This window comes from Kitasatospora sp. NPDC048715, from assembly GCF_043198905.1.
GTDB lineage: Bacteria > Actinomycetota > Actinomycetes > Streptomycetales > Streptomycetaceae > Kitasatospora > Kitasatospora lactacystinica.
In genome coordinates this window covers 240,602-265,702 of the sequence record NZ_JBICVH010000015.1, presented here as the reverse complement: position 1 = coordinate 265,702, position 25,101 = coordinate 240,602, and the positions used below count along the sequence as shown (strand labels likewise).

Genomic DNA, 25,101 nt, shown 5'->3' with positions numbered 1-25,101 from the left:
ACGACCCCATGGACCGGTGCGTCCCGGGCCCGACACCTCCGGGCCCGGGACGCACCCTCGGGAAGAGAGGGAGGTGCGGGCGTGGAGTTCCCGTTCACCGCACAGATCGAGCAGGCGATGGCCGCGCTGGGGGAACAGCAGGCCAGGATGGCCGCGGCGGCCAAGGAGCTGGAGACGGCGACCGCCTCGGTGACCTCCAAGGACCGGCTGGTCACCGCCGTGGTCGGAGCGCAGGGACAGGTGGTGTCGCTGACCTTCCACACCACCGCCTACCGCTCGATGGCCCCGGGCGAGCTGTCCAAGGCCCTCATCGACGTGCTCAACACCGCGCGGGCCGACATGGGCGACCGGGTGGCCGAGACGATGAGCGGGTTCAGCGGCCTCGGCGAGACCCTGGCGGCCTCGATGACCGGCGGCACCGAACTGGACGACCTCTTCGCCCCGCTGCGGCAGATGCGGCCCGGGTTCGCCGACGCGGCGGCGGCCGAGGAGCGGCGCAAGCGCGACCGGCAGGAGGAGTTCCGTGGCTAAGCCGAGGCTGACCGCGCTGTCGGACCTGACCGACAAGTTCTCCAAGTACCCCGAACTGTCCGACCTCTTCCAGGAGTTCGAGGTCAAGACCGGGGAGATCAACGCGTACAACAAGAACTCGGCCGGCAACGACGAGATCGGCACGACGTACCACGACAACGTCGACGAGCCCACCACGTCGATCACGGCGCTGTTCAAGAAGGTGCGGAAGACGGTCGAGAGCGCCGGGAGGGGCGGGACGAACACCTCCAACATCCTCAACGACGCCGACCAGGACGCCAAGAACGCCTGACGAGGCCTCCGGCCCGCCGTGCCCGGGCGGGCCCCACCGGTCCGTCGGACCTCCGCCGCCGGGCACCCCCCTCCCCGCTCGTCCACTGCCAGGAGTGCACCACCGTGTCGATCATGCTGCCGCCGGGCCTGGCGAAGTTCTTCAGCATCGTGACCGGCATGAAGTGGCCGGAGGCGAACGAGGACCACCTGCGCATAGCGGGCGACGACTACCTGGCCATCCACGAGAAGGTCCCCGAGCTCCGCGGCTACCTGGTCGAGCTGGTCAAGCTCTGCGGCGAGAGCTTCGAGGGCCAGGCGGCCGACGCCTTCATGGAGCAGATGCGCCAGTTGATCGGCGAGACCGGCGGCACGGACTACGTCTCGGCGGCGGGCGAGATGGCCAAGCAGCTCGGCGACTTCGCCCACAAGGTGGCCAACCAGGTCGAGTACGCCAAGTGGATGATCATCGCCCAGCTCATCCAGCTGGTGGCCCAGATCGCCTGGGCGATCGCCATGTCGCCGATCACCTTCGGCGGCTCGCTCGCGGGGATCTTCGTCGCCTACGAGACCGCGGGCGCGGTGATCAAGCAGGTCTTCATCTGGCTGTTCAAGCAGCTCCTGCTGCACGAGTTCCTCTCCATCACCACCGCCATGCTGATGGACGGGATCATCCAGGGCATCCAGATCGGCCAGGGCCACAAGGACAAGTGGGAGAAGGAATCCTTCATCCAGTCGATCGAGATGGGCGCGATCAACGGCCTGCTCACCGGTCCGCTGGAGCTGTTCACCTTCGGCCTCGGCAAGGCCTTCGGGCGGATCTTCGGGCGCGGCGTCAGCAAGGGGCTGCAGGCCGACCTCAAGGCGCTGGCCGGCTCCGAGTTCAAGGGCCTGCTGAAGAACCTCCCGACCGGCACGTTGAAGGAGGCCCTCAACCTGATGCGGAAGGAGGGCAGCCTCACGCTCAAGACCGCCATCGAGCAGGCCGAGAAGAACGTCGCCAAGGACCTCGCGAAGAAGACCGCCAAGGAAGCCGCGAAGAACACCGCCAAGGAGGTCGCGAAGAACACCGAGAAGAAGGTCCAGGACAACGCCCTCAAGGAGCTCGCGGACAAGGTCGGGGAGAAGTTCGGCAAGGAGGCCGGGGAGAAGGGGATCGAGAACGTCGCCGAGCACCTCAGCAAGGTCGAGAAGCTCACCCAGAAGATGGGGGAGACCTTCGAGCGGCAGCTCCTCGAGCTCGGCATCGACAAGGAACTCTCCAACGCCGCGGGCCGGTTGATCGCCTCGCGGCTCGCCAGCCAGGGCGCCCGCTACGCCATCGACCTCGGAACCGTCAACAAGCTGGTGTCGACGCTCGTCGCGGCCAGCGGAAGGATGGAGTCGGGCACGCTCAGGGCCGAACTGCAGGGCATCACCAAGCAGATCGGCCACATGCAGAACGAGCTGAAGCAGCTCGGCGGCGGCGCGCTGGACAGCGGGATGAGGGACCTGAAGTTCCTCCAGGCGGAGCAGCAGCACCTCCGGGAGACCATCCAGGCCACCCAGGACCTCGCGGGGCGCGCGGTGAGCCTGATGGACGGCCTGCACCCGCAGACCGCCGGGCAGTTCCTGTACCGGTTCGGCGAGGGCGTCGGCAACTACCTCAAGGGCGGCGTCCAGAACATCGTCACCGAGGGCGCGTACAACCTGGCCTTCGGCGAGAACCACAAGTTCACCGTCAGCGTCGAGAGCTTCTACGGCGGCGTCGCCATGGGCGCGCTCGGCCACCTCGGGCACATCGCCGGCGGCCCGCTGCGACTGCGGATGGAGGACATCAACCTCCCCAACTACGCGCGCTTCCCGCTGGCCGTGGTGTCCACCCTGATGGGCCACCCGACCTCCCTGTGGGTCTCCCGCCCGGAGGGGGCGGGGGCGGTGGGCGGTGGCCCCGAGGGCATCGGCGGCAAGCTGCCCGGGACCGGCCCGCTGGACGCCTCGCGGCCGGAGAACCTGAGGACGGACTCCGACGGCTCCGCGGCCCCGGCCGGGGACAAGTCGGCGAAGCCCCCGGCGGGCAGTCCGAGGACGACCGGCGGGGACGGCTCGACGAGGACGTCCTCCGAGGCGCCCAAGTCCTCCTCGAACAACGAGAGGCCGGAGGCGCCGAAGCCGGCCAACACGACGGGGGGCCCGAAGGAGACGCCGGAGCAGGCACCGAGGCACGAAGCGGAGCAGAGGACCGCGGAACAGACGGCCGCGGAGCAGAGGACCGCGGAGCAGACCTCGGAGGGGTCCGCCCCGCCCGTGACGCGGTCCAGGACGGAGTCGTCGGCCGAGGCGCCGACAACGGCGGAGCAGCCGGCCGCACCGCCCCGGCAGCACGACGACGGCGGGAACCAGGGCACCCGCGAGCGGCAGGACCTCGACCCGAAGCCGAAGGACTCGCACGACCCCAAGGACCCGAAGGACCCGAAGGACCCGAAGGACCCCCAGGACCCCAAGGACCCGAACGAGCCCAAGGAGCCCAAGGGGTCCGACGGGTCCGACGGGTCCGACGGGCCGTCGAAGCCCCGGCCGGAGCCGCAGCCCGACCCGCAGCCGAAGCCCGACGCACAGCCGAAGCCCGAACCGGTCGTCCACGAGCGTCTGGACTACCTCCGCACGGGCGGCGACGGCGACGTCCCGTGGGACCGCGGCAACTTCCTGCCCGAGGGCGAGGGGCGGCAGCCCGGGTGGGTCGCGGGCAAGCCGGGCGCCGACCTGCCGGACGTGCTGTCGCTGCTGCCCGTCCGGAACGACCGCTACACCGTCGCGATCCACACCGACGAGAGCGGCGTGCCCGTATCGGCCAAGGACCTGGCCGCCGTGATCGTGGGCCTGGACAGCCTCGGACACCTGTCGGGCGGTCGCCGCACGATCGAGTTCGTCTCCTGCAACCTCGACAGCGCGCACCCGAACTACATCAGGCAGGTGATGGCCGAGGTCTGGTCGCACCCGAAGCTCGCCGACCTGAAGGCCGTCGCGGCGAACGGGCCGGTCTGGGTGGCGCCCGGGTTCGACGGTACGACCATGAGGACGGCCTCCGGCACCGGCCACGTGATCGTCGCGGACAAGGTCGGCTTCGACTCGCTGGGCCGCCCGGCGGTCGTCGGCGGCGGCGAATGGCACACGTACTCCAAGTCGCCCGACGGCGACCAGCCGATCGTGACCACGACCGCGTCGACGAAGCCGGCGGAGTACCAGCACCAGTCCGAGGGCGACCTGCGCCCCATGGACACCGCCGTGCGCTTCGGCGCCGAACCGGACTCCTACCACTACACCGACGCCCCCGAGCACATCCGCGCCGAGGCGGACGGCGAGCGGGCGGAGCAGTGGCGCCGGACCCAGCGCGACCTCCAGGACCAGTACGAGGCCAAGCTCACCGATGCGGCCGAGGAGCTGCGGGCCGACCCGGACGGCAGCGGCCACCGGCGCGAGGACGAGGCCGAGCGGCTGCTGAACGAGGCCCTCGACGCCCCCGGCCGGTTCCCGGAGGATGCGCCGGCGAACCTGCGCGGAGCGGTCCACGAGCGCGCCCGGGCGATGATGTACGAGGAGCTGGCCGCCCGGCCGGGGGAGCGCGAGCGGATCCTCGGCGACCTCGACGGCCTGGTGCGGGTCGCCTCCGTCCGCGAGGCGGCCGTCCGGGTGGCGGTGCAGCACTTCGACCGGGCGGCGGCCGCCTGGAACGCCCCGCGGATCACCGACGGCGACGCCGGCGTCGCCCACACCCCCGACCGCACCCCCGCTCCCGTCGTGGACCTCGTCCGGCAGGACTTCAAGGCGCGGGCGGAGGCGGAGGTCGCCCGGATCTACGCCGACGCGGACAGCCTCACCACCGAGGCCAACACCCGGGCCGGGAACGCCCTCCAGCGGCTCACCGAGCACGCGCGCGACGAACTCGCCCTGCACACCGACCGGGCGAACGCCCTGGCCCTCGCCAAGGACCGGGTCGAGCGGGCCGCCCACGACTGGTACGAGCGGCTCTCCCCGGCCGACCGGGAACTGCTCGACGCCGCCGGGGTGACGGAACGCCCCGACCTGTCGTCGAGCAGCGTGCAGGCGGTCCGGGACCGGCTGCGCGACCGCCTCGCCGCCGACTTCGAGAAGGCGGCCGGCCCGCTCGACGCGGCGACCGGCAGGCGCCGGGACCGCGACGAGGCCGTGGAGCTGTTCACCCGGTCCCTGGCCGGGCACGACCGGGCGCTGCCGCACGAGTTCGCCGTCCAGGCGGTCCGCGAGGCGGCGATCCGCCGGGCCGTCGCGGAGACGGAGAAGGCGGCCGAATCCTGGGCCGAGGACGCCGCGCGCAAGGAGTTCGCCGAGAAGCTCGGCGCCGGCGAGTCCGACGTGCTGCGGGCCAGGGACACGGTGCTCCGCGAACTCGCCGAGGAAGCGGACCGGGCCGCCGCCGAACGCGTCGGCGAGCCGGCCGCGCTCCGCGGCGCCCTCGACCGGCTCACCGACCCCGCCGCCCTGCACGACCGGCTCACCCACCGGGCCGCCCGCCTCGCCGTCCGCCGGCAGGCCACCGCGGAGGCCCAGGCCGTCGCCCGCGAGCACGGCCTGTCCACGCACGCCGCCGAGCGCCTGGCGGAGGGCCACGGCGACCGGATCGCCCGCGCCTTCGACGAGTCCTTCCGCTCCCACGAGGACCTCGCCGGCCGCCAGGAGCACTGGGAGGAGAGCCGCCGCGAGCTCACCGGGGAACTGGCCGAGCACGCCGCCTTCGAGAAGGAGGCCGCCCCCGCCCTGCGCGAGGCCGCCAAGGGCTTCGACGGGCTCGCGGCGCGGCACGACCTCAACGAGGCCCTGACCGACCACCTCAAGCGCGAGTACGGCGACGACTTCATCGCCCACTACCGCGAACTGTGGACGCTCGCCCACTTCGACGCGGCCGGCTGGAAGGCCCACCAGCGCGCACACGAGGACGCCTTCGGCCGCCGGACGGAAGCCGATCCCGAGGAGGGCGGCGACCGCTCCCCGGACGGGGGAGCCGCAGGGGCCCTGATCCGGACCACCGGCGGCGACCACGGCGGCGCCGACGACCGAGGGGCCGACGACCGGGGGGCCGACGGCGGAGGTGCCGTCCGGGCCCGGGAAACCGCCGACCTGCCCGGCGAGCACGACCTGCCGGTGCCCACGGCCCCGGAGCCCGGCGCCCCGGGCGCCCTCCACGAGCGCCCGCCGGCCACGACCGAGATCCGCCCAGGCGTGCACTGGCTGGCCGACCGCGGCTCCGACCCGCGCGCCACCGACGAGGCGCTCGCCCACTTCCCCTCCGACCCGTCCCACTTCACCCTGGTCTTCCACGGCAAGGGACCGGACGGCGCGCCGCATGTCGACGGAAAGCCCGTCCCGCCCCGCGAGTTGGCCAGGACCGCGCTCGACCTGTACGACCGGGGCGTGTGGGACGGCCGGCCGCTGCGCCTGGCCGGCTGCGACGTCGGCCGCGGCGGCGCGGACTCGTACGCGGGCCGTTTCACCGCCGCGCTGCGCGAGCAGCGACCGGCGCTGAAGGTCGAGGTGGACGCCCCGGGCGGCACCCTGTGGCTGGTGCCCGACCGCGTCGCGGGCGACGGTTCGCGCCGGCTGGTCGTCACCCGCGACGTCGGCTTCGACAGCGCCGGACTCCCGCGCGTCGAGCCGGGCGGCCACTGGGTCCGGCTCACCGCCCCGGCCGAGCACGTCCCGGCGGAGCACGCCCCGGCCGAGCACGTCCAGGTGGTGGCCACCGAGCTGCCGGCCCACCAGGACGGCGGGTCCGCACCGCTGACCGCCACGCCCGAGCACCGGATCGTCGCGCCGGACCCGCAGGCGCACCAGTTCGGCGCGGGCCGCAAGCACCTGTACAACGCACCGGAGTACGAGACCGTCGCGCAGAACTTCGAGAGGTCCGTCGGCCTGCTCGCCTACCGGGACGAACGGGCGCTGCAAGCGGCCCGGGGGAGCGCGTACCGGCTGTACGAGGCGTTGAAGTCGGCGCACGGCGACCCGACCGGCGGGCAGGTCTACCGGGTCTTCCTGAGCAAGGACCTGACCTCGGCCGGGCAGGTCGGCGAGCACCTCACCCGGGACGAGTTCCACGAGCTGCTGGCGACGGGCAACCTCCGCGAGCTGATGACGGCCTTCTTCAACGCCGCCTACGCCCACGACGCCACGCAGCCACCCGGCTCGTACGGTCTCAAGCAGCTGCTGACCGGCCTGGCCGAGCACGGGAATCCGGCCGCCCGGCTGCGCGAGCTGGGACTGGACAGTACCCGGGTGCCGCAGCAGCTGGACTACCTCAACAGCTCCACCCGGAAGGTCTCGCACGCGCTGACCGGCGGGGCCGGCTACTTCGACAAGGACTACTTCGCCACCGGTGCGGTCGCGCACCGGGCCCCGCTGGCACTGCAGCGGGAGTTCCGGGCCAGCTCCGATGCCCGCACGCCGCGGACCGAGACGAATCCGCTCGAGCTGGACCGCAAGCTCATCGAGCTCCGGATGCCGCTGAGCCCCCGGGAGAAGACGTTCCAGGGCGCCGACCCCTCCCAGGCCCTCCAGTGGGAGCCCGGCAACTTCAAGCACGACGTCAACACGGCCTCCAAGTGGTACGGCGAGGCCCGGAACACCAAGGGAATGCAGCTCAGCACCGGCGTCTCGGCGACGACGGCGAAGATGCTCGGCGCGTTCCGCGCGCTCAAGGTCCCGGACGTTGCGGCAGAGGACATGCTGCTCGCGCTGGTCGGCTGGATGCTGCCGCTGGGCGACCACTCGCTCTACGAGATCCTCAAGGGCGCCGAACTCGCCGGGGAGCTCCCGCCGGTACCGTCGCACCTGTTGACCGAGGCCGCCGCGATGTACCGGCACGTTCCGGGCCTGCCCGAGGGCACTCTGCGCCGGGAGCTCGGGATGCTCCCGCACGAGTCGGTGTACCACGCCCTGGCGAGCCGCTCCCGCCGCAACGGCGGTTTCGAGGAGGAGGGCCTGGAATCCGTGCGCCGGGTGTGGCAGCGGATGGTCGAGCCGGGGAAGGTGCCGTACCCGTTCGAGCGGGAGTGGCTGGCCGACAACGGGCTGACGCGGGAGCAACTCGGCGCGCGGCTGAGCGTGGCCCACGTCGAGGCGCTCAACATCTACACCGGGAAGGCCTACCCGCTGATCAACGCGCTGTTGAAGTACGACGGACCGTTGCTGCACACCGCGCTGGCCAAGCAGATCGACGCCCTGCTGGCCGGGAAGGTCGAGGCGGTGCCGTCGATGCTCCTGGAGCACCCGGTGCTCGGCGGGCTCATCGCCACTCCCGGGCCGAAGCACCGGACGCCCGAGCACACCGCGGAACTCTCCCGGATGGCCAGGGAACTGTTGCCCGAGATCGAGAAGGAGCTGCGGATCCACGCCGAGATGATCATCGAGGCGTTGGACCGGCTGCCGGCGGTGACCGGGGTCGTGTACCGGGGAGAGTGGGGGCTGGGCCGCCTGGACGGTCCGGAGAGCGTGTTCACGGCGGCCAGGCCCGGCAACAAGCAGAGCAGCGCGGGGCTGCTCAGCACCAGTCGGCTGGAGGAGACGGCCCAGGAATTCCTGGCGCCCGACGAGAAGCTCGCCCGGTACGGACTGGCCCACCGGGTCCTGGCCCGGATCCGCCTGGCGGGCGACAGCGGTGTCGACATCACGCCCTTCTCCCGCTACCGGGACGGGGAGCGGGAGATCCTGATGAAGCCCGGTGCGGTCCTCACGGTCACGGGCAGCGGCACCGGCAGCGCGAGCACCGGACCGTACGAGCGGATCGACTACATGGAGAACGGATCCGCGCGGCCGTTCGAGTGGCAGAACGACTCGCCGCAGTGGCCCCAGCGGCTCCACGAGAAGCTCAGGTCCCAGCTGGCCGGCCTGGCGAACACGTCCGAGGCGCGGTTCCACCGGGACCTCTGGCAGCTGGCCAGGGCCGCGGGTGCCCACGTCGGGCTGCCGGACGCGCGCCGGGCCCAGGCGGACGCTCCGGACGACGTCCTGGTCCGCCGGGCGACCGAGCACCTGTGGGACGCCGCGCGGATCACCGCCACCCTGCACGACGCCGTCGGGCACACCCTCGCCGAGCTCACGGGTGCGTCCCTGGTCGCCACCCTGGCCCGCACCGAACTCGGTCTGTCCCCGGACCACCGGATCACCCAGGACGACCTGCAGCGGTTCACCGGACAGGTGACCGGCAGGACCGGAACGGGCGACCACGACCTGCGCCGGATCCTGGCGGTCGCACAGGACGTGGAGTACACCGACCACGCCTCGGCCGTGGCCGCCCTGCGGACGGCCTGGGAGGCCGTCGGGCGGGCCGACGCGGAGCCGGCGGTCCCGGGCGAAGCGGGCCTGTACCTGCTGGGGGACCGGCCCGCGGAGCACGACGCCCTGGTGCCGCTCCTGACCACGCTGCAGTTCCGGGGCGACTTCCTCACCGTGGTACTGGACACCGTCGGCGGGCGCCCCGCTCTGCACGGCACCGCCCTCACCCCGGCCGAGGCCGCGCACGCCCTGTTCAAGCTGGTGGAGGACGGCAGCTGGGACGTCCGCCGGCCCCTGCGCCTGCTGGCCACCGACCTGGCGTCGGACGCCCACCGGTCGTACGCCGATCAGATGCTGAACCACCTGTGGCGGATGGACCGGAGGATCCTCGCGCTCGCGGCGGCGGGAAACGTCTGGATCACCGCCTCGCCGCTCGGCACCACGCACCTCCTCGTCGCCGAGAAGGTCGGCCTGTCCGTCGCCGGGGAGCGGGTGTACGCCGGTCCCGGAAACTGGGTCTGGCTGGAGCACGGGAGCCGGCCGGAGAAGCTCGGGCCGTACTTCGCCGACGAGAAGACCGAGTTCAGGGTGAGTAACGGCGAAGGGCTGCCGCTCGTGGGCCCGGCACCCCACACCGTCGGGCTCGGCACCGAGGTCACCTCCTGGGAGACGCACCTCGATCCGGACCCGGCCGACGACCAACCGGTGCACGGGCCGGGGCAGGAGCCCGAGGGAAGGATCATCGAGCTGGACGACCTGCTGGAGGACGGCGGGAACACCGCGCACGGATCGCCGGAGGTGGACGGGAACGCCGCGGCGGGGCAGCAGACGGGACCGGGCGCTCAGGTGCCGCCGACCTTGCCGCCGGTGCCCGGTCCGGTCGTGCACCGACTGCCGGGCGACGACTGGGTCCAGCAGGGCCGGCCGCTCACGGACACCTCGGGCGGGTTCCACGGCTGGGTGCTGGACGGCACGGTGCTGCCGGAGTTCGGGTACGTCGAGAGCTCGTCCAGGACGTTCGAGATCGTGGGCCGCGCCGATGCGGACGGTTTCCCGACGGTCGACGGGCACCAGGTCACCTCCTGGGAGATGGCCCGCCTGATCGCGGATCTCAAGAAGCACGGGTACTGGAGCGGGACGGGGGACATCGAGCTCGCCGTCCCCCGGCTGGGTGCGACGCAGGCCGGCGTGTACCTGGCCACACTCCACGTGTACCTCTCCATGAGGGACGTGCACGTCACCATTCGGGCACCCAAGGAGGACCTCTGGTTCGTGCCGTTCCCCGGTCGGCACATCGGCGATCCCTTGCCTCCCGGGGGCGGCCGGACCTTCGTCGCTTCGACCTCGACCGGCTACGACTCCCACGGCTTCCCGGTGGTCGCCACGGGCGGTACGTGGATGATGGTCAAGTCCGATGCGGGACAGAGCGGCAGCAGCGTGCAGATGGTGCCCGTGGTCATCGAGATGCCGGCCGGTTACTCGGGGGTTCCCGCCGACCAGGTCGCGACGGAACTCTCCTCGGACCTGCGGCTCACCGGACCGGCCCCCACCCCGCCGCCGCCCGGCACGGCGACGCGGCCGCCGTCGCCGACGGACACGGCGATGCAGCAGCCGCCGTCCCAGCCGTCGCCGACGTTCCCGGCGCCCGCGCCGACCGGGCAGGACGGGCAGGTCGCGCCGGGCCGGCCGCCGGTGGGGCTGGGCGGCGGGGAGATGCCGGTGCCGGGGCCGCTGCACGAGTGGGTGCAGGTGCTGGAGCACCTCTCCTCGGAGGACCGGCGCGAACTCGCGGCGGACGAGGCCTTCATGGCGGGTCTGCGGGACGAGCTGGGGCCGGAGGACTTCGCGCAGGCGGCGGCGAGGCTGCTCGTCGACGTCGACCCCCGGACGCACCAGCCGGTCGCGGCGCGCCGGACGGCCGAGGACCTGGTGGCGCGGATGCTGGCGAACAAGGAGGTCGCGGAGCGGCTGGTGGCGGCGGGCCTGCGGGTCGGGGTGGTGCCGCGTGACGTGCCGATGACGGAGGTCCCGGGCTTCGCGGCGTCCGGGCACGGCACGGGTGACGGGCGTGACTGGTCGGTCGTGCGGGGCTCCAGCGGGCACGGGACCGTGCTGATCACGGAGGAGAACCTGCTCGGTGCGCGGACGCCGGTGGGGGAGCATCCGGCGTACGCCGAGGGGTACTCCACGTCGGCGCACGAACTCGCGCACGCGATCCACGAGTTCGGTCTGACCGAGGCGCAGCGGGAGCTGGTCGGGCAGGCCTTCCGGGACCGGAGCGTCTCCGACGCGCTGGCGGAGCTGTTCGGCGAGGAGTCCGTGACGGCCTGGCCGGACGGCGGTCTGCGGGACGGGAACGGCGAGCGGGTCGGGAACTACTCGGCGCGCGACGAGCACGAGTTCTTCGCGCAGCTGGTGACGGCGTACTTCGGGCACAACCACGGCAGTGACCCGTCGACCGGGGCGCCGCGCAACAACGGTGCGCCGTGGGTGCGGGAGAACGTGCCCGAGCTGGTGCCGCTGCTGGAGCGCCTCTTCGGGACGGACCCGCGGGCGGCCCATCCGGAGCCGGCCAACCAGGTCGGCCGGACCGAGGCCGAGGAGGAGCTGTTCACCGGGTTCCGGGAGTTCATGGACTCCGCGGTCCGCGAGCGCAGGACCGTCGCCCGGCTGGACGAGGAGGACCTGTTCGGCCGCTTCCGGGAGTTCATGGACTCCGCGACGCGGGAGCGGGCGACGGTCGTCCGGCCGAGCGAGGAGGAGGTGTTCACCGGGTTCCGGGAGTTCATGGAATCCGTGGCGCCGGTGGACGAGACGGTCGTCGAGCAGCACGACCAGGGGCAGCACGCTCCCCTGGAGGTCCTGCAGCCGGGTGACACCGTCACCGACCTGAACGGTGTCGTGCGCACCGTCGTCGGCCCGGAGCTGCCCGCCCGTCCGTCGCGGATCGACGAGCACGGACTGGCCTCCTCGGACGTGCTGATCGGGCTCGGCAGCACCCGCACCCAGCTCCTCGACCACTTCACCCGCCGGTTCGCCGCGGTGCTGCACGGTGAGGAGCCGGCGGCCAGGACGCTGGCCGAGAGCCTGTTCGGCGCGGAGACCCTGCAGGCGAAGCTCACGGCGCTGTCCCGGGGCGAGGTGTGGGACGTGCCGTTCTCGGCTGGCGCCTGGACCGGCACCGTCCGGGTCGGGGCCGACCTCGGGAACAGCACCTTCCTCAGGGCCGCCGACAACTTCGAGTTCGAGTACGGTTCGGAGCGGCAGACCTCGGTCGGCGTGACCGGGGACCGGCTGCTCCAGGGGAACGTGGGCGGCCAGGCGAAGTTCAAGTTCGGCAAGCCGGCCGACCTCACCGAGACCGTCGGCTACCGGTACGGCCGGCAGCACGGGACGACCGACGCCCAGGCGAGCCGGACGGTGGCCCGCGGCAAGACCTCGGAGACCGCCGCGCTGTTCGACACCGTCTTCCACCTGTCGGCGCGGTTCCTCGACCTCACCCACCGCGGCACCGACGTGTCCCCGGAAGCCGTCCCGCGACCGATCGGACCGGTGGACGTGCGGGCCCAGGTCGCCGTTCCGCTCCGGGAGACCGGAGCTCCGCGGCCGGTCGACCTCCCGCTCCTCCCGCCGCCCGGGGCGGGCCCGGGCGGGCGGCTGTCCGGCTCGCACATCGTGACGGACGTGTGGGCACTGCGGCACCGGCCGGAGCCGGTCGAGGGGCCCGAGGGCATCCAGCTCCCCGACCTGAACGCACCCGGTGCCGGCGGCAAGGGCATCGCCGCGTTCGTCGCGGGCTTCGAGACCCAGGCGCGGGAGCACTTCGGCAGCGCCTGGCCCGCGTTGAAGGCCAAGCTGCTGGACGAGGTCGACCTGGGCGCGCTGCACCAGGACCTCAAGGCGCTGATGTCGGGCGAGACCCTGACCGTCGAGGTGGACGGCCTCGTCGGCCCCAGGGCCGTCATCACCCTGAAGAACGCCCGGATCCACACGATCGGGCAGACGGCGGAGCTGCCGGCCACCGAGTTCAACATCGCCACCGGAACCTCCCGCTCGCACGTCCAGCAGGACACCACGAGCACCGGCTGGCAGTTCCCGCTGCCGCTCAGCGCGACCGGGTCGGCCAAGAACGGCGGCGGAGGCGCCGGCGCAGGCGCCGGGACCGGCCGGGACCGGGTGACGCTGAACGGCGGCGGCGACGAACTGTCGCTGGGCACCAAGGTGAAGACGGCGGCGGTGGTGTTCGAGGGCGAGGCGCGGATCCAGGTCGAATTCGGCCCCTTCGGCACCCGGCGGCCCGGCCCGGCCCGTTCCGTCGACGCCGGGCTCGGCTTCCGGGTGGTCGTCGACCGGGCGGAGACCTCCCCGCCGACCCCGGGCCAGGAGAACCCCGCCCCGCACCCGGACCACGCGCCGCTGCCCCCCGGCACCCTGGTCCCGCACCCGCCGACCGGGATCTGGCACGGCTCGGCCGCCTACACCGGCCTGCCCGTGACCACGGTCGTCCGTGACGTGCACAGCGTCGCACCGCTGCACGCCCGGCTGGACGAGATCGGCCTCGCCCAGCTGGGGGCGAAGACGTGGCGCGGGGTCAGGGAGGACGTCCTGCGGGCGTTCTCGCAGGCGGCCGTCGGCGCCCACCTGGTGGGCATGACCCACGAGGTCCCGCTGCGCGGCCCCGCCGTCACGCTCGGCCCGCTGAGCAGGCTCGGCATCGGCGTCACCGCCCACGTCACCTCGCTGACGTACCGGCGGGAGCAGGCGTCGGCGGACCTCAACCCCGTCCGGGAGAGCACCACCTTCGAGTCGAAGCGGCTGCTGAACTCCGACAGCAGGAACGTCTCGGCCCAGGCCTTCGGCAAGGGGCCGGTGCACACCCGCGAGAACGTGCTGGACGGGAACGGCAAGCCGTTCACGGACACCCTCCAGGGCACCGCCACGGTCCAGCACGAGGTGCGCGACCGGGACGGCTGGCGGGGCGGCGCCTCGGCCAAGAGCTACGCGAACGGCAAGTACCGCAGCGCCCAGGTGCTGTACGACGCGACGTTCGAGCTCCGGCTGACGCTGAACGGCAGGCCGCACGGCGAACCGGTCGCGCTGGACGCCGCGTTGAGCATGGAGCAGGCGCACACCGAGCCCCGGGAACGGCCCGACCGGGTCATCGCCAACCCCTTCGACGAAGCGGTGCCCCCGCCCTCCGACCCGCCCGCCCCGCAGCCGCAGCCCGCGGGGCAGGCCCCCGAGCACCTGAGCGTCCCCGACAAGCTCGGCCACTCCGACGTGGTGCTCAGCGTCGGCCGGCGCGGCCCGTCCGTCCTGGAGGAGGTCCACCGCGTCCTCGGGACGGCCGGCCCGGTCTCCGCCCACGCGTCGGCCCGGCTCGCCGCCCGGCTGGACGCGGCCGGCCTGACCGCCTCGCTGTCCCGGCTCAGCCGGGGCGGCAGCCTCAAGGTGTCGGTGGACACCGGCAGCTGGAAGGGGACGGTGGAGGTCACCGTCGCCCCGCTGGCCCTGCGGCACCGGCGGACGGTGGACGGCTTCGAGTTCGAGCTCGGGAGCCAGCAGCGCACCGTCGTCGGCTACAGCTGGGACCGGCTCAGCCGCTGGCGGGGCGGGGTCTCCCTCAAGGGCACCGTCCCGCACGTGAGCGTCACCGGCGAGTACGCCCACACCCGGGACAGCGCGCGCGGCCTCACCATCGAGCGCACCGGCGGCACCGGAAGCCGCGGCAAGAGCGTGGAGACCGCCGAACTGTTCGACGGGGACGCCGTGTTCACGGTCCGGTTCGTGCCGGGAACGCTCCAGCGGTCGCTGGCCGGGGCGACCGCGGAGGCGCCGGTCCTGGTGGCGGCCCCGCACCGCGAGGTGGTCCGGCCCCCGGCCGACGACAACCCGGCGGTCCTGCAGCTCCCGGACAAGCGGCTCGGCTCCTCGGACATCGTCACCCGGGTCCACCTGGAGGCCCAGGACGGAACGGTGCGCACCGGGCCGCGGGCGGTGGCCGACGTGGTCGCCGAGCTGGCGCCGAAGGGCCGGGCGGTGCTCGGCCGGGACTGGGAGGGGATGCGGACCCGGCTCCTCGACGCCCTCGACTTCGACAGGCTGCACCCGCTGCTGAAGCCCATGACCTCGGGCCACGAGATCGTCCTGACGCACGGCCGCAGCACGGTGCGGATCACCGCCTCGGTGGACCGGATGACCAAGTCCGGCGACGCGCCCCAGGTCGAGTTCAACATCGGTGCCAGCTCCCAGACCGCCTTCACCAGCTCCGAGGCCGGCACCAACTCCGGCAGCGGGCACGCCGACTCGCTCGGGCTCACCGTGCTGGGGACCGTGGGCACGGGCGTGTCCGCCGTGATCGGCGGCGGCGTCACCCACACCCGGCGCACGGACGCACTGGAGTACGGCCGGGACGTCCTGGTGACCGGAACGGCCGTCAAGACCAAGCTCGCCGCCGAGGCGCACCGGGCCACGATCCGGCTGTCGGTGGTGATGGAGCGGCGTCCCGCGGTTCCGCTGCCCCTGGACGCCCGGCCGGTGCGGGTCGTCCCCGAATCCGCCCTCTCCAGGACGCAGACGGTCGTCCGCAACCTGGCCGAGGCCGGGAACGCGGTCGTCCCGCAGTGGCGGCTGCGCCGGACGGTCGCGGAGGCCGTCATCCACGCCGACGTGCTGACCGAGACCGCCCGCGCCACCGCGGACGCCACCGGGCCCGGGCAGCGGCGCGGCCCCTCCCTCCCGCGCGATCTGCGGGTGCCGCCGGCGGAGGTCTTCACCTCGGGCCTGCGCCCGGGGGACGTGCTGCGCTGGGTCGGCGACACCGCCGGCTTGCGGAGCCTCCTGCGGACCGAGGGGCCGCGCTTCTTCGGCGGGGGCACCTGGAAGCGGCTGGAGCCCGTCGTCACCGCGGGCCTGAGCCACGCCCAGCTCTCCTCCCTGCTGGCCCCGGCGGTCGGCGCCCACCCGGGAGCCGGCGCCGAGGTCGGCCCGCAGCGGGCGATCGGCACCCCCTCCTCGGGCCGGCGCTGGTTCGTCGACGACGCGGAGGTGACGGTCAAGGCCTCCCTCGTCCAGCTGGAGCACCACGGCGACAGCACCGGGGCCGCGCTGAGCCCGGCGAACGAGTCGGGCGGCGGCAACCGGAGCACGCAGCTGACCGGCCGGCAGTGGAACCTGCGCGGCCAGGTCGGCGCCCAGGCCGACCTCGGGGCCCTGGTCGAGGGCACCGGTTCGCTGCTGCTCGGAGGCGCCTACCGCGGGCGGACGGGCACCGTCACCGACGCCGGCGGCCGGTACGTGGCCAACGCCAAGGCGAACACCCCGATGGCCCGCTACACGGGCTACGTCCAGCTCGAACTGACCCTCCACAGGGGCGGCGACCCCGCCGACCAGGGCTCCGGCGGCAACCGCTCGCTGTCCGGGCTGCTGCCCGTCGAGCTGGAGATCCCGCACGCCGACACCAGGGCAGGCGTCTCGCCCGCGGACCACTGGACGCAGTTCACGCCCGAGCACCCGGACGGCCTGACCGTGCCGCGGCGCCAGGTCGGAATCCAGGTGGCCCGCGCCCTGACCCCGCACCACGAGGGCGGCGTCCGCGTCCTGCGGGACCCGCTCGCCGACCAGGCCACGCACGAGAACCTGGAGCGGAGCGTACGGTCGATCGAGGAGGACCCGCGCTACTTCACCATCGCCTACCACGCCGTCACGGAGAACGGAGCGCCGGGCTGGAACGGCTGGCCCCTGCACCCGGACGACCTGGCCCAGTCGCTGGCGGAGCTCCACGCCACCGGCGAGTGGGACGGCCGCCCGCTGCGGTTCGTCGCCTGCGACGCCCAGGAGTACGTCACCCAGGTGCTGGGGTCCCTGCGCGAGCGGCTTCCCGGCGTGGAGCTGCAGGCGTACGTCGGGAACGGCAAGGTCTGGGTGGTCCAGGACCAGGGCCGCACCCACCTGGTGGTCGGCTCGCGGGTCGGCTGGGACGCCTCGGGCCGGCCCCGGCTGGAGGCGGGCGGGCAGTGGCTCCACCTGAGGCTGCCCGTGGAGGGCGCCGGGGCGCACACCCCGACCGTCGACAACGGGGCGGGCGTCCACGCCCCGCCGCCGGACCACGCCCCGCCGCCGGCCCACGGGCCGGTCGTGGAGGTCGTCGAGGTCCACGGCCCGCAGCTGCACGACCCGCAGCCGCTCGCCGAGGCCACGGCGCAGCACCCGGTCGTCGACCAGCGGGACCTCCAGCCCCTCGGCGTCCCCAAGCAGGCGCTCCACGCGACCCCGGAACACCGGCGGCGCGCCGAGGAGTTCGAGGCGCGGCTGGGTGCCTACGCCTTCGCGCACCCCCAGGCGCAGGCCGCGGCCCGCAACGCCGTCCAGCGGCTCTACGACGCCCTGCGGGCCGCCCACCCCGAGACCCCGGAGGGGGAGCTCTACCAGGTCTTCCTCAACACCGACAGGAAGCCGGAGGAGGGCTCCGCCGGGCAGGTCGGCGAACAGCTCGGCCTGGCGGAGTTCCGCACCATGATGCGGACCGGCAACACCCGGGAACTGCTGACCGCGTTCTACAACGCGGCCTACGTCAAGGACTCCCCGTTCGGCCTCAAGCAGGTGCTCCAGCGGATGCTGGAGTCCCCCGACCCCACGGCGACGGCCGAGGCGATGGGGCTGGACCTGCGCGAGCTGGCGGCCCAGCAGGACTTCCTCCGGAGCGGGACCCGCTCCGTGCTGGAGATCCTGCCCGGCCTCAACACCATGTTCGCCAAGGACCACTTCGGCACCGGCACCGTCATCAAGCAGGGCACGGAACCGCTCAAGGCCGGTGCCGAGTACCTGGCCAGCCTGAAGGCCCGCCAGGCCCGTGAGCCGGTGCCGCCGAACGACCTGACGGCGCAGGGCCTCCAGGACCGCGGCATGCCGCTGAGCCCCCGGGAACTGGCGTACCAGCAGGGCGTCGGCGACGGGGAGGCGCTGACGTGGAAGCCCGGCCGGGCGCACTACATGCTCAACGAGAAGTCCGCCTGGTACGGCGAGGCCCACCGCGACAAGGGCATGCCGCTCAGCACCGGCATCTCGGCCACCACGGCGAAGATGCTGAACGCCTTCCGACTGCTCAAGGTCGTGGACAGCGCACCGCAGGACATGCTGCTGGCCCTCACCGGCTGGATGCTGCCGCTGGGCGACCACTCGCTGTACGAGATCCTCAAGGGCGCGCAGTTGCTGGACGAACTGCCCCCGCTCCCGCCGAACGCGCTGGACGACGTCTCGACGCTGTACCAGCACATCCCGGGCATACCGCAGCAGCAGGTGCGCGCGCTGCTGGGCGAGGACGGCATGCTGCCCCACGAGGCGGCCTACCACGACCTGCTCCACAAGCCGCGCGCCGACGGCGGCTGGCGGGACGACGTGGTGGAGAACGCGCAGCGCAACCGCGACGGGTTCACGCTGGCCGCGAACGACCCGACCCGGGCCTCGCGGGTCGTGGCCGACTGGCTGGGCCGCAACCCGCTGAGCGCGCGGGAGGTGCTCGACCGGCTGACCCCCGCGCACTTCGACGCGCTGGCCGTCTACACCGGCCCCGCCTACGCGCTGATCAACGTGGCCCTCAGGTTCGGTCCGCTCACCCGGCAGCGGGCCCTGGAGGTCCAGATCTCGGGGCTGCTGCGCACACCGGACCCGGCCCGCCTGCCGTCGATCCTCAAGCACGACCAGGTGCTCGCACCACTGCTCACCAAGCTGCCCCGCAACCGCACCGCCGACGACTGGAAGGCCCTGAAGAGCGCCGTGAAGGAGCGGCTCCCGCAGATCGAGCGGGAGCTGATCGCACACGCGGAACTGATCTCCGAGTCGCTCGCCAAGCTCCCCCCGTACTCCGGCGAGCTCTGGCGCGGCGACCGGGTCCTGGGCCTGCCGGGACCGGTCGGCAGGCGGCTGTCGCCCTCCTACGGGGGAGAGACCTTCCGCAACCCCGACTTCGTGAGCACCAGCATGGACCGCCGGACGGCGATGATGTTCATGCAGACCCGCACGGAACTCCCGCTCACCTACCGCGCCCTGCTGCACTTCTCGGTGCGCGGCGGCGGCAGCGCCTTCGACATCCAGCCGTTCTCGGACAAGCAGGGCGAGGCCGAGGTCCTGATCCGGCCCGGCAGCACCTTCGACCTCGGCGGGCGGCAACTCCTCCAGTCCCCGCTGCGGGAGCCGTACGTGCAGATCGAGGCCACCGAGCGGACCACGCCCTCGCCGTTCCCGAAGGCGAGCGACGCGGACCAGCGGCTGCACGAGGCCCTGGCCGGGCTCGCCAACGTCCCCGAGCTGCGCACCCACGACGACCTGTGGCCACTGGCCGAGTACATCGGAGCGGACCACGGGCGCCCGCTCGCCGGCCGGGTCACCGACCTGGTCGCGGGGGAGGCGGCCCGCCGCGAGGCGAGCATGAACGCCTGGCGCACCGCCAAGCTCGCCCAGGAACTGCAGCAGGGCACCGAGCGGATCACCCTGGCGCACCTCACCAGGCTGCGCCGCACCGCCGACCTCGTCCGCGAGGCCCTGCACCTGCCGGCCGACCAGCAGGTGACCAGGGCGGACCTGGTCGACTACGTCCGGACGCTGAAGGGCGACGGCGGCGGCGAGGTCGACGCGGGTGACCTGAGGACCCTGGTCGACGTGGTCGACAGGCTCAAGCGCCCCGGCCGCGCGGTGGCCGTCACCGAGGTCGAGCAGCGCTGGCGCGACCCCGGGTACGAACCCGCCCCCGAGCTGACCGTGCTGGAGTCCCAGGCGCTGTACTGGGTCGGCGACCGGCACGCCGACTGGCGGACGCTCACCGAGTCGGTCTTCCCGAACCTCCCGCACGCGAACGACTACCTCACCCTGGCCATGCACACCGCCGACGGCGTGCCCGTGATGGGCCATGTCATGGTCGCCCCGGCGGACGTCGCGGGCGGGCTGCTCAAGCTCTACGAGGAGGACGGCTGGGACGGCGAGAAGCCGGTGCGCTTCGTCGCCTGCGACCTCAACGTCCGGCCGGACCGCGAGTACGTGCGCGAGGTCATGGAGCACGTGTGGGCCCGGCTGCCCAAGGCCGTCGCCTACGCCGCCGACGGCCAGGTCTGGTTCGTCCCGCCGGCTCCCGCGGCCGGTGCGGCGGCCGGTGCGGCGGGCGGCGGCCGGGGCCACCTGGTGGTCACCTCCGGCGTCGGGATGGACGCGCACGGCCGTCCGGTGATCGTCCGCGGCGGCAACTGGCAGCGCATCGCCCAGGACGGGACCGTGGACCTCGGTGCCTACCTGAACGACGACGGCAGGGCGGCGTACCCGGAGGCCGACCGGGGCGACGTCCACGGCGGGATCGACGGAGCGGTGAAGTTCGGCGTCGACACGCCGCTCGACCCCGCCACGCCGCTCGACCAGCAGCTCCACCCCGGCGACGGCTCCCCGCCCGTCGTGCTCCCCGGTGCCCAGCCGCCGCCCACGGCAGCGGTCGTACGGCACACGGTCTTCGACGAGCCGCGGTACCGGCACCACGCGGAGGCCTTCGACCGGGAGCTCGGAGCGTGGACGGCGGGCGACCCCCGGGTGGTCGACCGGGCCCGTGCGGCGCTGCGCCGGATCGCCGAGGCCACCGGGGCGGAGGGCACCGCCCACCTCGTCACCGGCGGGAGCCTGCACGAGGTGATGCGGGAGTTCCACCGGCTGGCCCGCGACGAGCGGTTCCGGTTCGACGATTCCGCGGCCCTGCGGGCCGACGCCGTCCGGCAGGCGGACCTGCGGGAGCTGGGGATCAGGACGGCGGACGGCGCGGCCTCCCGGGTCGCGGCCGAGGCCATGCGGGCGTACCGGCTCCTCGGGCAGGGCGACCACGACCTGTTCGCCCGGGCGCTGTACGGCTGGCTGCTGACGGGCGGGGAGCACTCGCTGCACGAGGTGGTGGCGGGCATGCGGCTCGCCGGCGCCTTCCCCGGCCACCGGTACACCGACGGCGCCGAGCTGTACCGGAACGTGCCCGGTGTCCCGCCGGCCGAGCTGCGCCCGCCGGTGGAGGGCTGGGACGGGCCGGTCAGGCCGGCCTTCGAGCACCCGGCACCGGCGGAGCTGACGGCCGGACTGCCGCACGAGCGCACCTACCTGGAGTGGGCCCTCACCTCGAAGGAGGTGAACGACACGGTCCTGGAGGAGACGCGGCGGCGCTGGGAGTCGCTGACCGAGACCAACCCGGACGAGGGACTCGGGGCGCCCCCGTACCTGCAGTGGATGGCCCGCAACGGCGTCGCGAGGGCGACGGACGTGACCGACCTGCTGGGCCCCGCGCACTTCGTGGCGCTGTACACCTACACCGGCCCGGCCTACTCGCTGATCAACGTGCTGCTCAAGAACCCGGGCCCCGGCGCCGTCCCCGCGCTCCGCGGGAAGATCGCGGCGCTGATCGCCAAGCACTACCGGGACCCGGGCACCGCGCTGCCCGGCTCGATCACCGGGATCCCCGAGCTGCACGAGGGCATGCGGGCGAGGACCGAACCGTGGAGTCTCGCCGACTCCCTGACCGCCGAGCAACTGGCGGGCATCCAGCGGGAGATGCAGCTGCACAGCCACCTGCTGGCGGACGCGCTGCGGCTGCTGCCCGCGGCGACGGGGACGCTGTTCCGCGGCGACGGCACCCTGGAGGACCCGATGCGGCCGACCGGCCGGCCCGCCGGGCCCGAGTACGGCGGCGACGTCATCCTGCACCGGACGTTCGCGAGCTTCAGCACCAACGAGAGCACCTCGTTGGGCTTCATGAAGAAGTACGACGGCCAGGACGAGTACCGGGTCCTGCTGGAGCTGGAGGCGACCGGCCTCAACGGCCGCGACATCGCGCCGTTCTCCTCGCACATGGAGGAGGAAGAGGTCCTCTTCCTGCCCGGGGCCCGGATGCGGGTCACCGAGCGCACGCTGACGCGGACGGAGGACGGCGTCACGTACGTCCGCCTCCGGGCCCGCGAGTCGGCGTCCGAGGAGACGGACAACACGGCCGCCGTGCCGCCGCCCCGGCGCGCCGGCGACGAGCCCGCCACGGACCCCGCCGAGGAGACCGGGCCGGCCTCCGGCGGGGTGCGCCTGGCGGACGGACGGACCGTCCCCGACGAGCTGCTGCTCACCCACACCATCACCGACGCCACCGGCCGGGAGACCGGGCAGGCGCTCTTCGACGAGGCCGACTGGGCGAAGCGGTCGACGCTGTACCCCGGGCTGAGCGAGGTCACGAGCCTCGTGCCGCGCTCCACCGACGGCTTCGCGACCGGAGTGCCGCAGCAGGTGCCGTGGGACGGGAAGCACACCTACTTCTTCGCCGCGCACGGCCGTTCGGAGGGATTCGACCTCCCGCTGACCGACGGCACCAAGGCCCACGGGGTCACCGGCACCGAGGTCGGCGCCCTGCTCAAGCGCCGGCTCGCCGACCTCGCGCTGAAGGCGGCCGACGCGCACCGGAACGTGACCGCCGACGCGGACGGCGGCCCGGACGGCGGCCCGAGCCGCGGTCCGGCCTCGATCACGCTGCTCAGCTGTGAGTCCGCCGAGCAGGCCCAGGCCGTCGCCCGGCAGACCGGACTGCCGGTCCACGCGCCGACCGGCCGCACCGGCGTCAGCGGCAGGCCGGGCGGCCCCGACGGTCCGTCGACCGCGAGCGTGTACGTCAAACCGGGCCCGGACGGGTCGACCGGACTGTTCCGGACGTTCCACCCGGACCCGGCCGGCGCCGCCCCGGGCGGTACGCCCCCGCCGCACGCCCCGGCGGCCGGCCGGCCCGAACAGTCGGCGCCGGTACGACGCGCGCTGGACAACACGGGGAACGGCGAGGGCTCCTCGCGGTTCGGCCCCGAGGTCCGCCACGAGAACGGTGTGGAGATCCACCGCTACGCCACCGGGGAGGAGGTCCACTTCCTCCCGGACCGGGAGGTCCACTACCTGGCGGACCGCGAGGTCCACCACCTCACGGACGGAACGGAGATCCAGCGCTTCGCGGACCGGGAGATCCACTTCCTCCCGGACCGGGAGGTCCACTACCTGGCGGACCGCGAGGTCCACTACCTCGCCGACGGGACGCAGATCCACCGCCACCCGGACGGGACGGAGATCCACCGCTTCCCGGGCGGCGGGGAGACCCGCTACCTCGCCGACGGCCAGGTGGACAGCTACGACGGGGAGGGCCGGCTGGTCGAGCGGTACCGCGCGCCGGAGGACCACCACCACGGGCCCGACCTGCGCCCGCTGGACGTCGCCCTCGACGAGCGGAACGCCTACCTGGACACCGAGTTCGGCGCGCCCGAGGTCCCGCTGGTGCCGAGGGACGACGTCCCGCACGCCGCCGCGCAGGAGCCCCCGAACCCGGTCGCGACGAGCCGGTACGTCGACCTGGACGCGCTGCGGGAGGCCCAGTCCGTGCCCCTGATGTGGCGGTACGACTCCGGCCACCTGTACCGGTGGGAGCGGAGCCGCTCCGACATGGTCGACTACCCCGAGGTCTTCGGGGGCGGAATGCGGCCGAGGCAGGAGGACCGCTACCCCGACGTCCAGGACTACGTGGGGAGCAACGAGGCGTCGGCCCTGGTGAGCACGACGCGCTCCCGCACGGCCCAGCACGTCGACTGGGGGACCTGGCACCGCTACGTGATCGACGCACCGGGAGGCATCGACGTCCGGGAGACCCTGAACCGTCCGGGCCTCTCGGAGGAGGAACAGGAGGTCGCGTTCCCCGGGGGCATCGACGGCCGGTACATCGTCGGCGTCGAACTGGTGCGCGGCACCGAACTGGACCACGAGACCGGCCGGTACGCGGAAGCGGTCGAGTTCGTCCCGAACGAGGCCTACCGGCCGGACCACCGGAGCCCGGAGCAGACCGCGGCGATGGGCTTGACGGAGCCCGCCGCGGAAGCGGACGGGAACCCGGGCGGGCACGTCGGCGACCACACGGCCGACGACATCGAAAGCGTCCTGAACGGCCTGGGCGGGCTGAGCATCGTGAACGGCGACGACTCCTCGGTGGGGTCCGACTCCGACAACAGCGCGGCGCCGCCCGGAGGCTGGCACCACCAGCTCCCGGAGCACGACCCGGAGGTCTGGGCCGACCCGTCCGGCTGGGCCCTGGCGGGCATCGACGGCACCCAGGCCGCCGACCTGTTCTGGCGCGACGGGGGCTGGACCATGAGCACGGCCGAGTTCGACGCGATGCCGCGGGCGTTCCGGGAGCGCCTCGCGCAGCTGGAGCTCTTCGGGACCGACCAGCAGAGGCTCGGCCGCGACGCCTACTACGACCGGCAGGGGCTCGAACCCATGGCGGAGCTCGTCCGCGGGCTGAGCGACGAGGAACGCGGGGCACTGGAGTTCTACACGGCCCCGAGCGAGACCGGGGACGGCGAGGTCGCCGAGCAGTTCTCGTACTACGAGGTCAAGCAGATCCGGTGGCAGCTGACCATGGCGGGCCGGGACCACACCGCCCTGCCCCCGGGCCCGGTGCGGGAGGTCATCGGGAACCTGGACAGTTCCATCGAGCAGAGCCCGGTGACGGGGGACCTCGTGGTGAGCAGGGGAGCGCCGTACGTCGGACCCGGGCTGCACCCGGGCGTCCTGGAGGTCGGGCAGGTCGTCACCGAGCCCACGTACGTCTCGGTCTCGGCGGGCAGCCGGCTGCACGGGGCCTTCGGCCAACGGCTCATCCGGCTGTACCTGATGCTGCCCGACCGGACACCGGGGGCGTTCCTCCGGGAGGTCTCGCACAGCCCGGCCGAGAACGAGATCCTGCTCGGCGCCGGACTGCGCTGGCGGCCGGTCCGGATCATCCCCCCGGACCACCCCCTGCAGCAGGGGGCCCTGGACGGCGGGGAGGCGGACGTGCCCCCGGAGAGCCAGTGGATCGTCTACGGCAGGGTGGAGCCGCCGGACGACGGCGCCGACGAGGACTTCGAGCCGATGGGGGACGAGACGGCGGAGCACTTCGCCCCGAACCCCGACTACGGCCTGACCGACGACTGACAGCCACCAGACAGCGAG

The 25,101-nt window shown here is 73.5% G+C and carries 3 protein-coding genes; all 3 read left to right on the top strand.

Annotated features, from left to right (window positions below; all coding sequences use genetic code 11):
* The first annotated feature begins 81 nt into the window (after positions 1-81).
* The 3 genes from ACGFSC_RS27470 (at position 82) to ACGFSC_RS27460 (ending at position 25,083) form a co-directional block, all read left to right on the top strand.
* Positions 82-531, top strand: coding sequence for a YbaB/EbfC family nucleoid-associated protein (locus tag ACGFSC_RS27470; protein WP_359899436.1), 450 nt, complete (start codon positions 82-84; stop codon positions 529-531).
* Positions 524-823, top strand: coding sequence for a hypothetical protein (locus tag ACGFSC_RS27465; protein WP_359899434.1), 300 nt, complete (start codon positions 524-526; stop codon positions 821-823). The genes ACGFSC_RS27470 and ACGFSC_RS27465 overlap by 8 nt, the downstream gene beginning before the upstream one ends.
* 113 nt (positions 824-936) lie before the next feature.
* Positions 937-25,083: an ADP-ribosyltransferase gene (locus ACGFSC_RS27460; RefSeq protein ID WP_359899454.1), complete on the top strand. Its 24,147-nt coding sequence runs from the start codon at positions 937-939 to the stop codon at positions 25,081-25,083.
* Positions 25,084-25,101: the final 18 nt, after the last annotated feature.

Bases quoted from the DNA above. Each gene is read 5' to 3' on its own strand.
- ACGFSC_RS27460 (WP_359899454.1), top strand. From the start codon at position 937: ATGCTGCCGCCGGGCCTGGCGAAGTTCTTCAGCATCGTGACCGGCATG.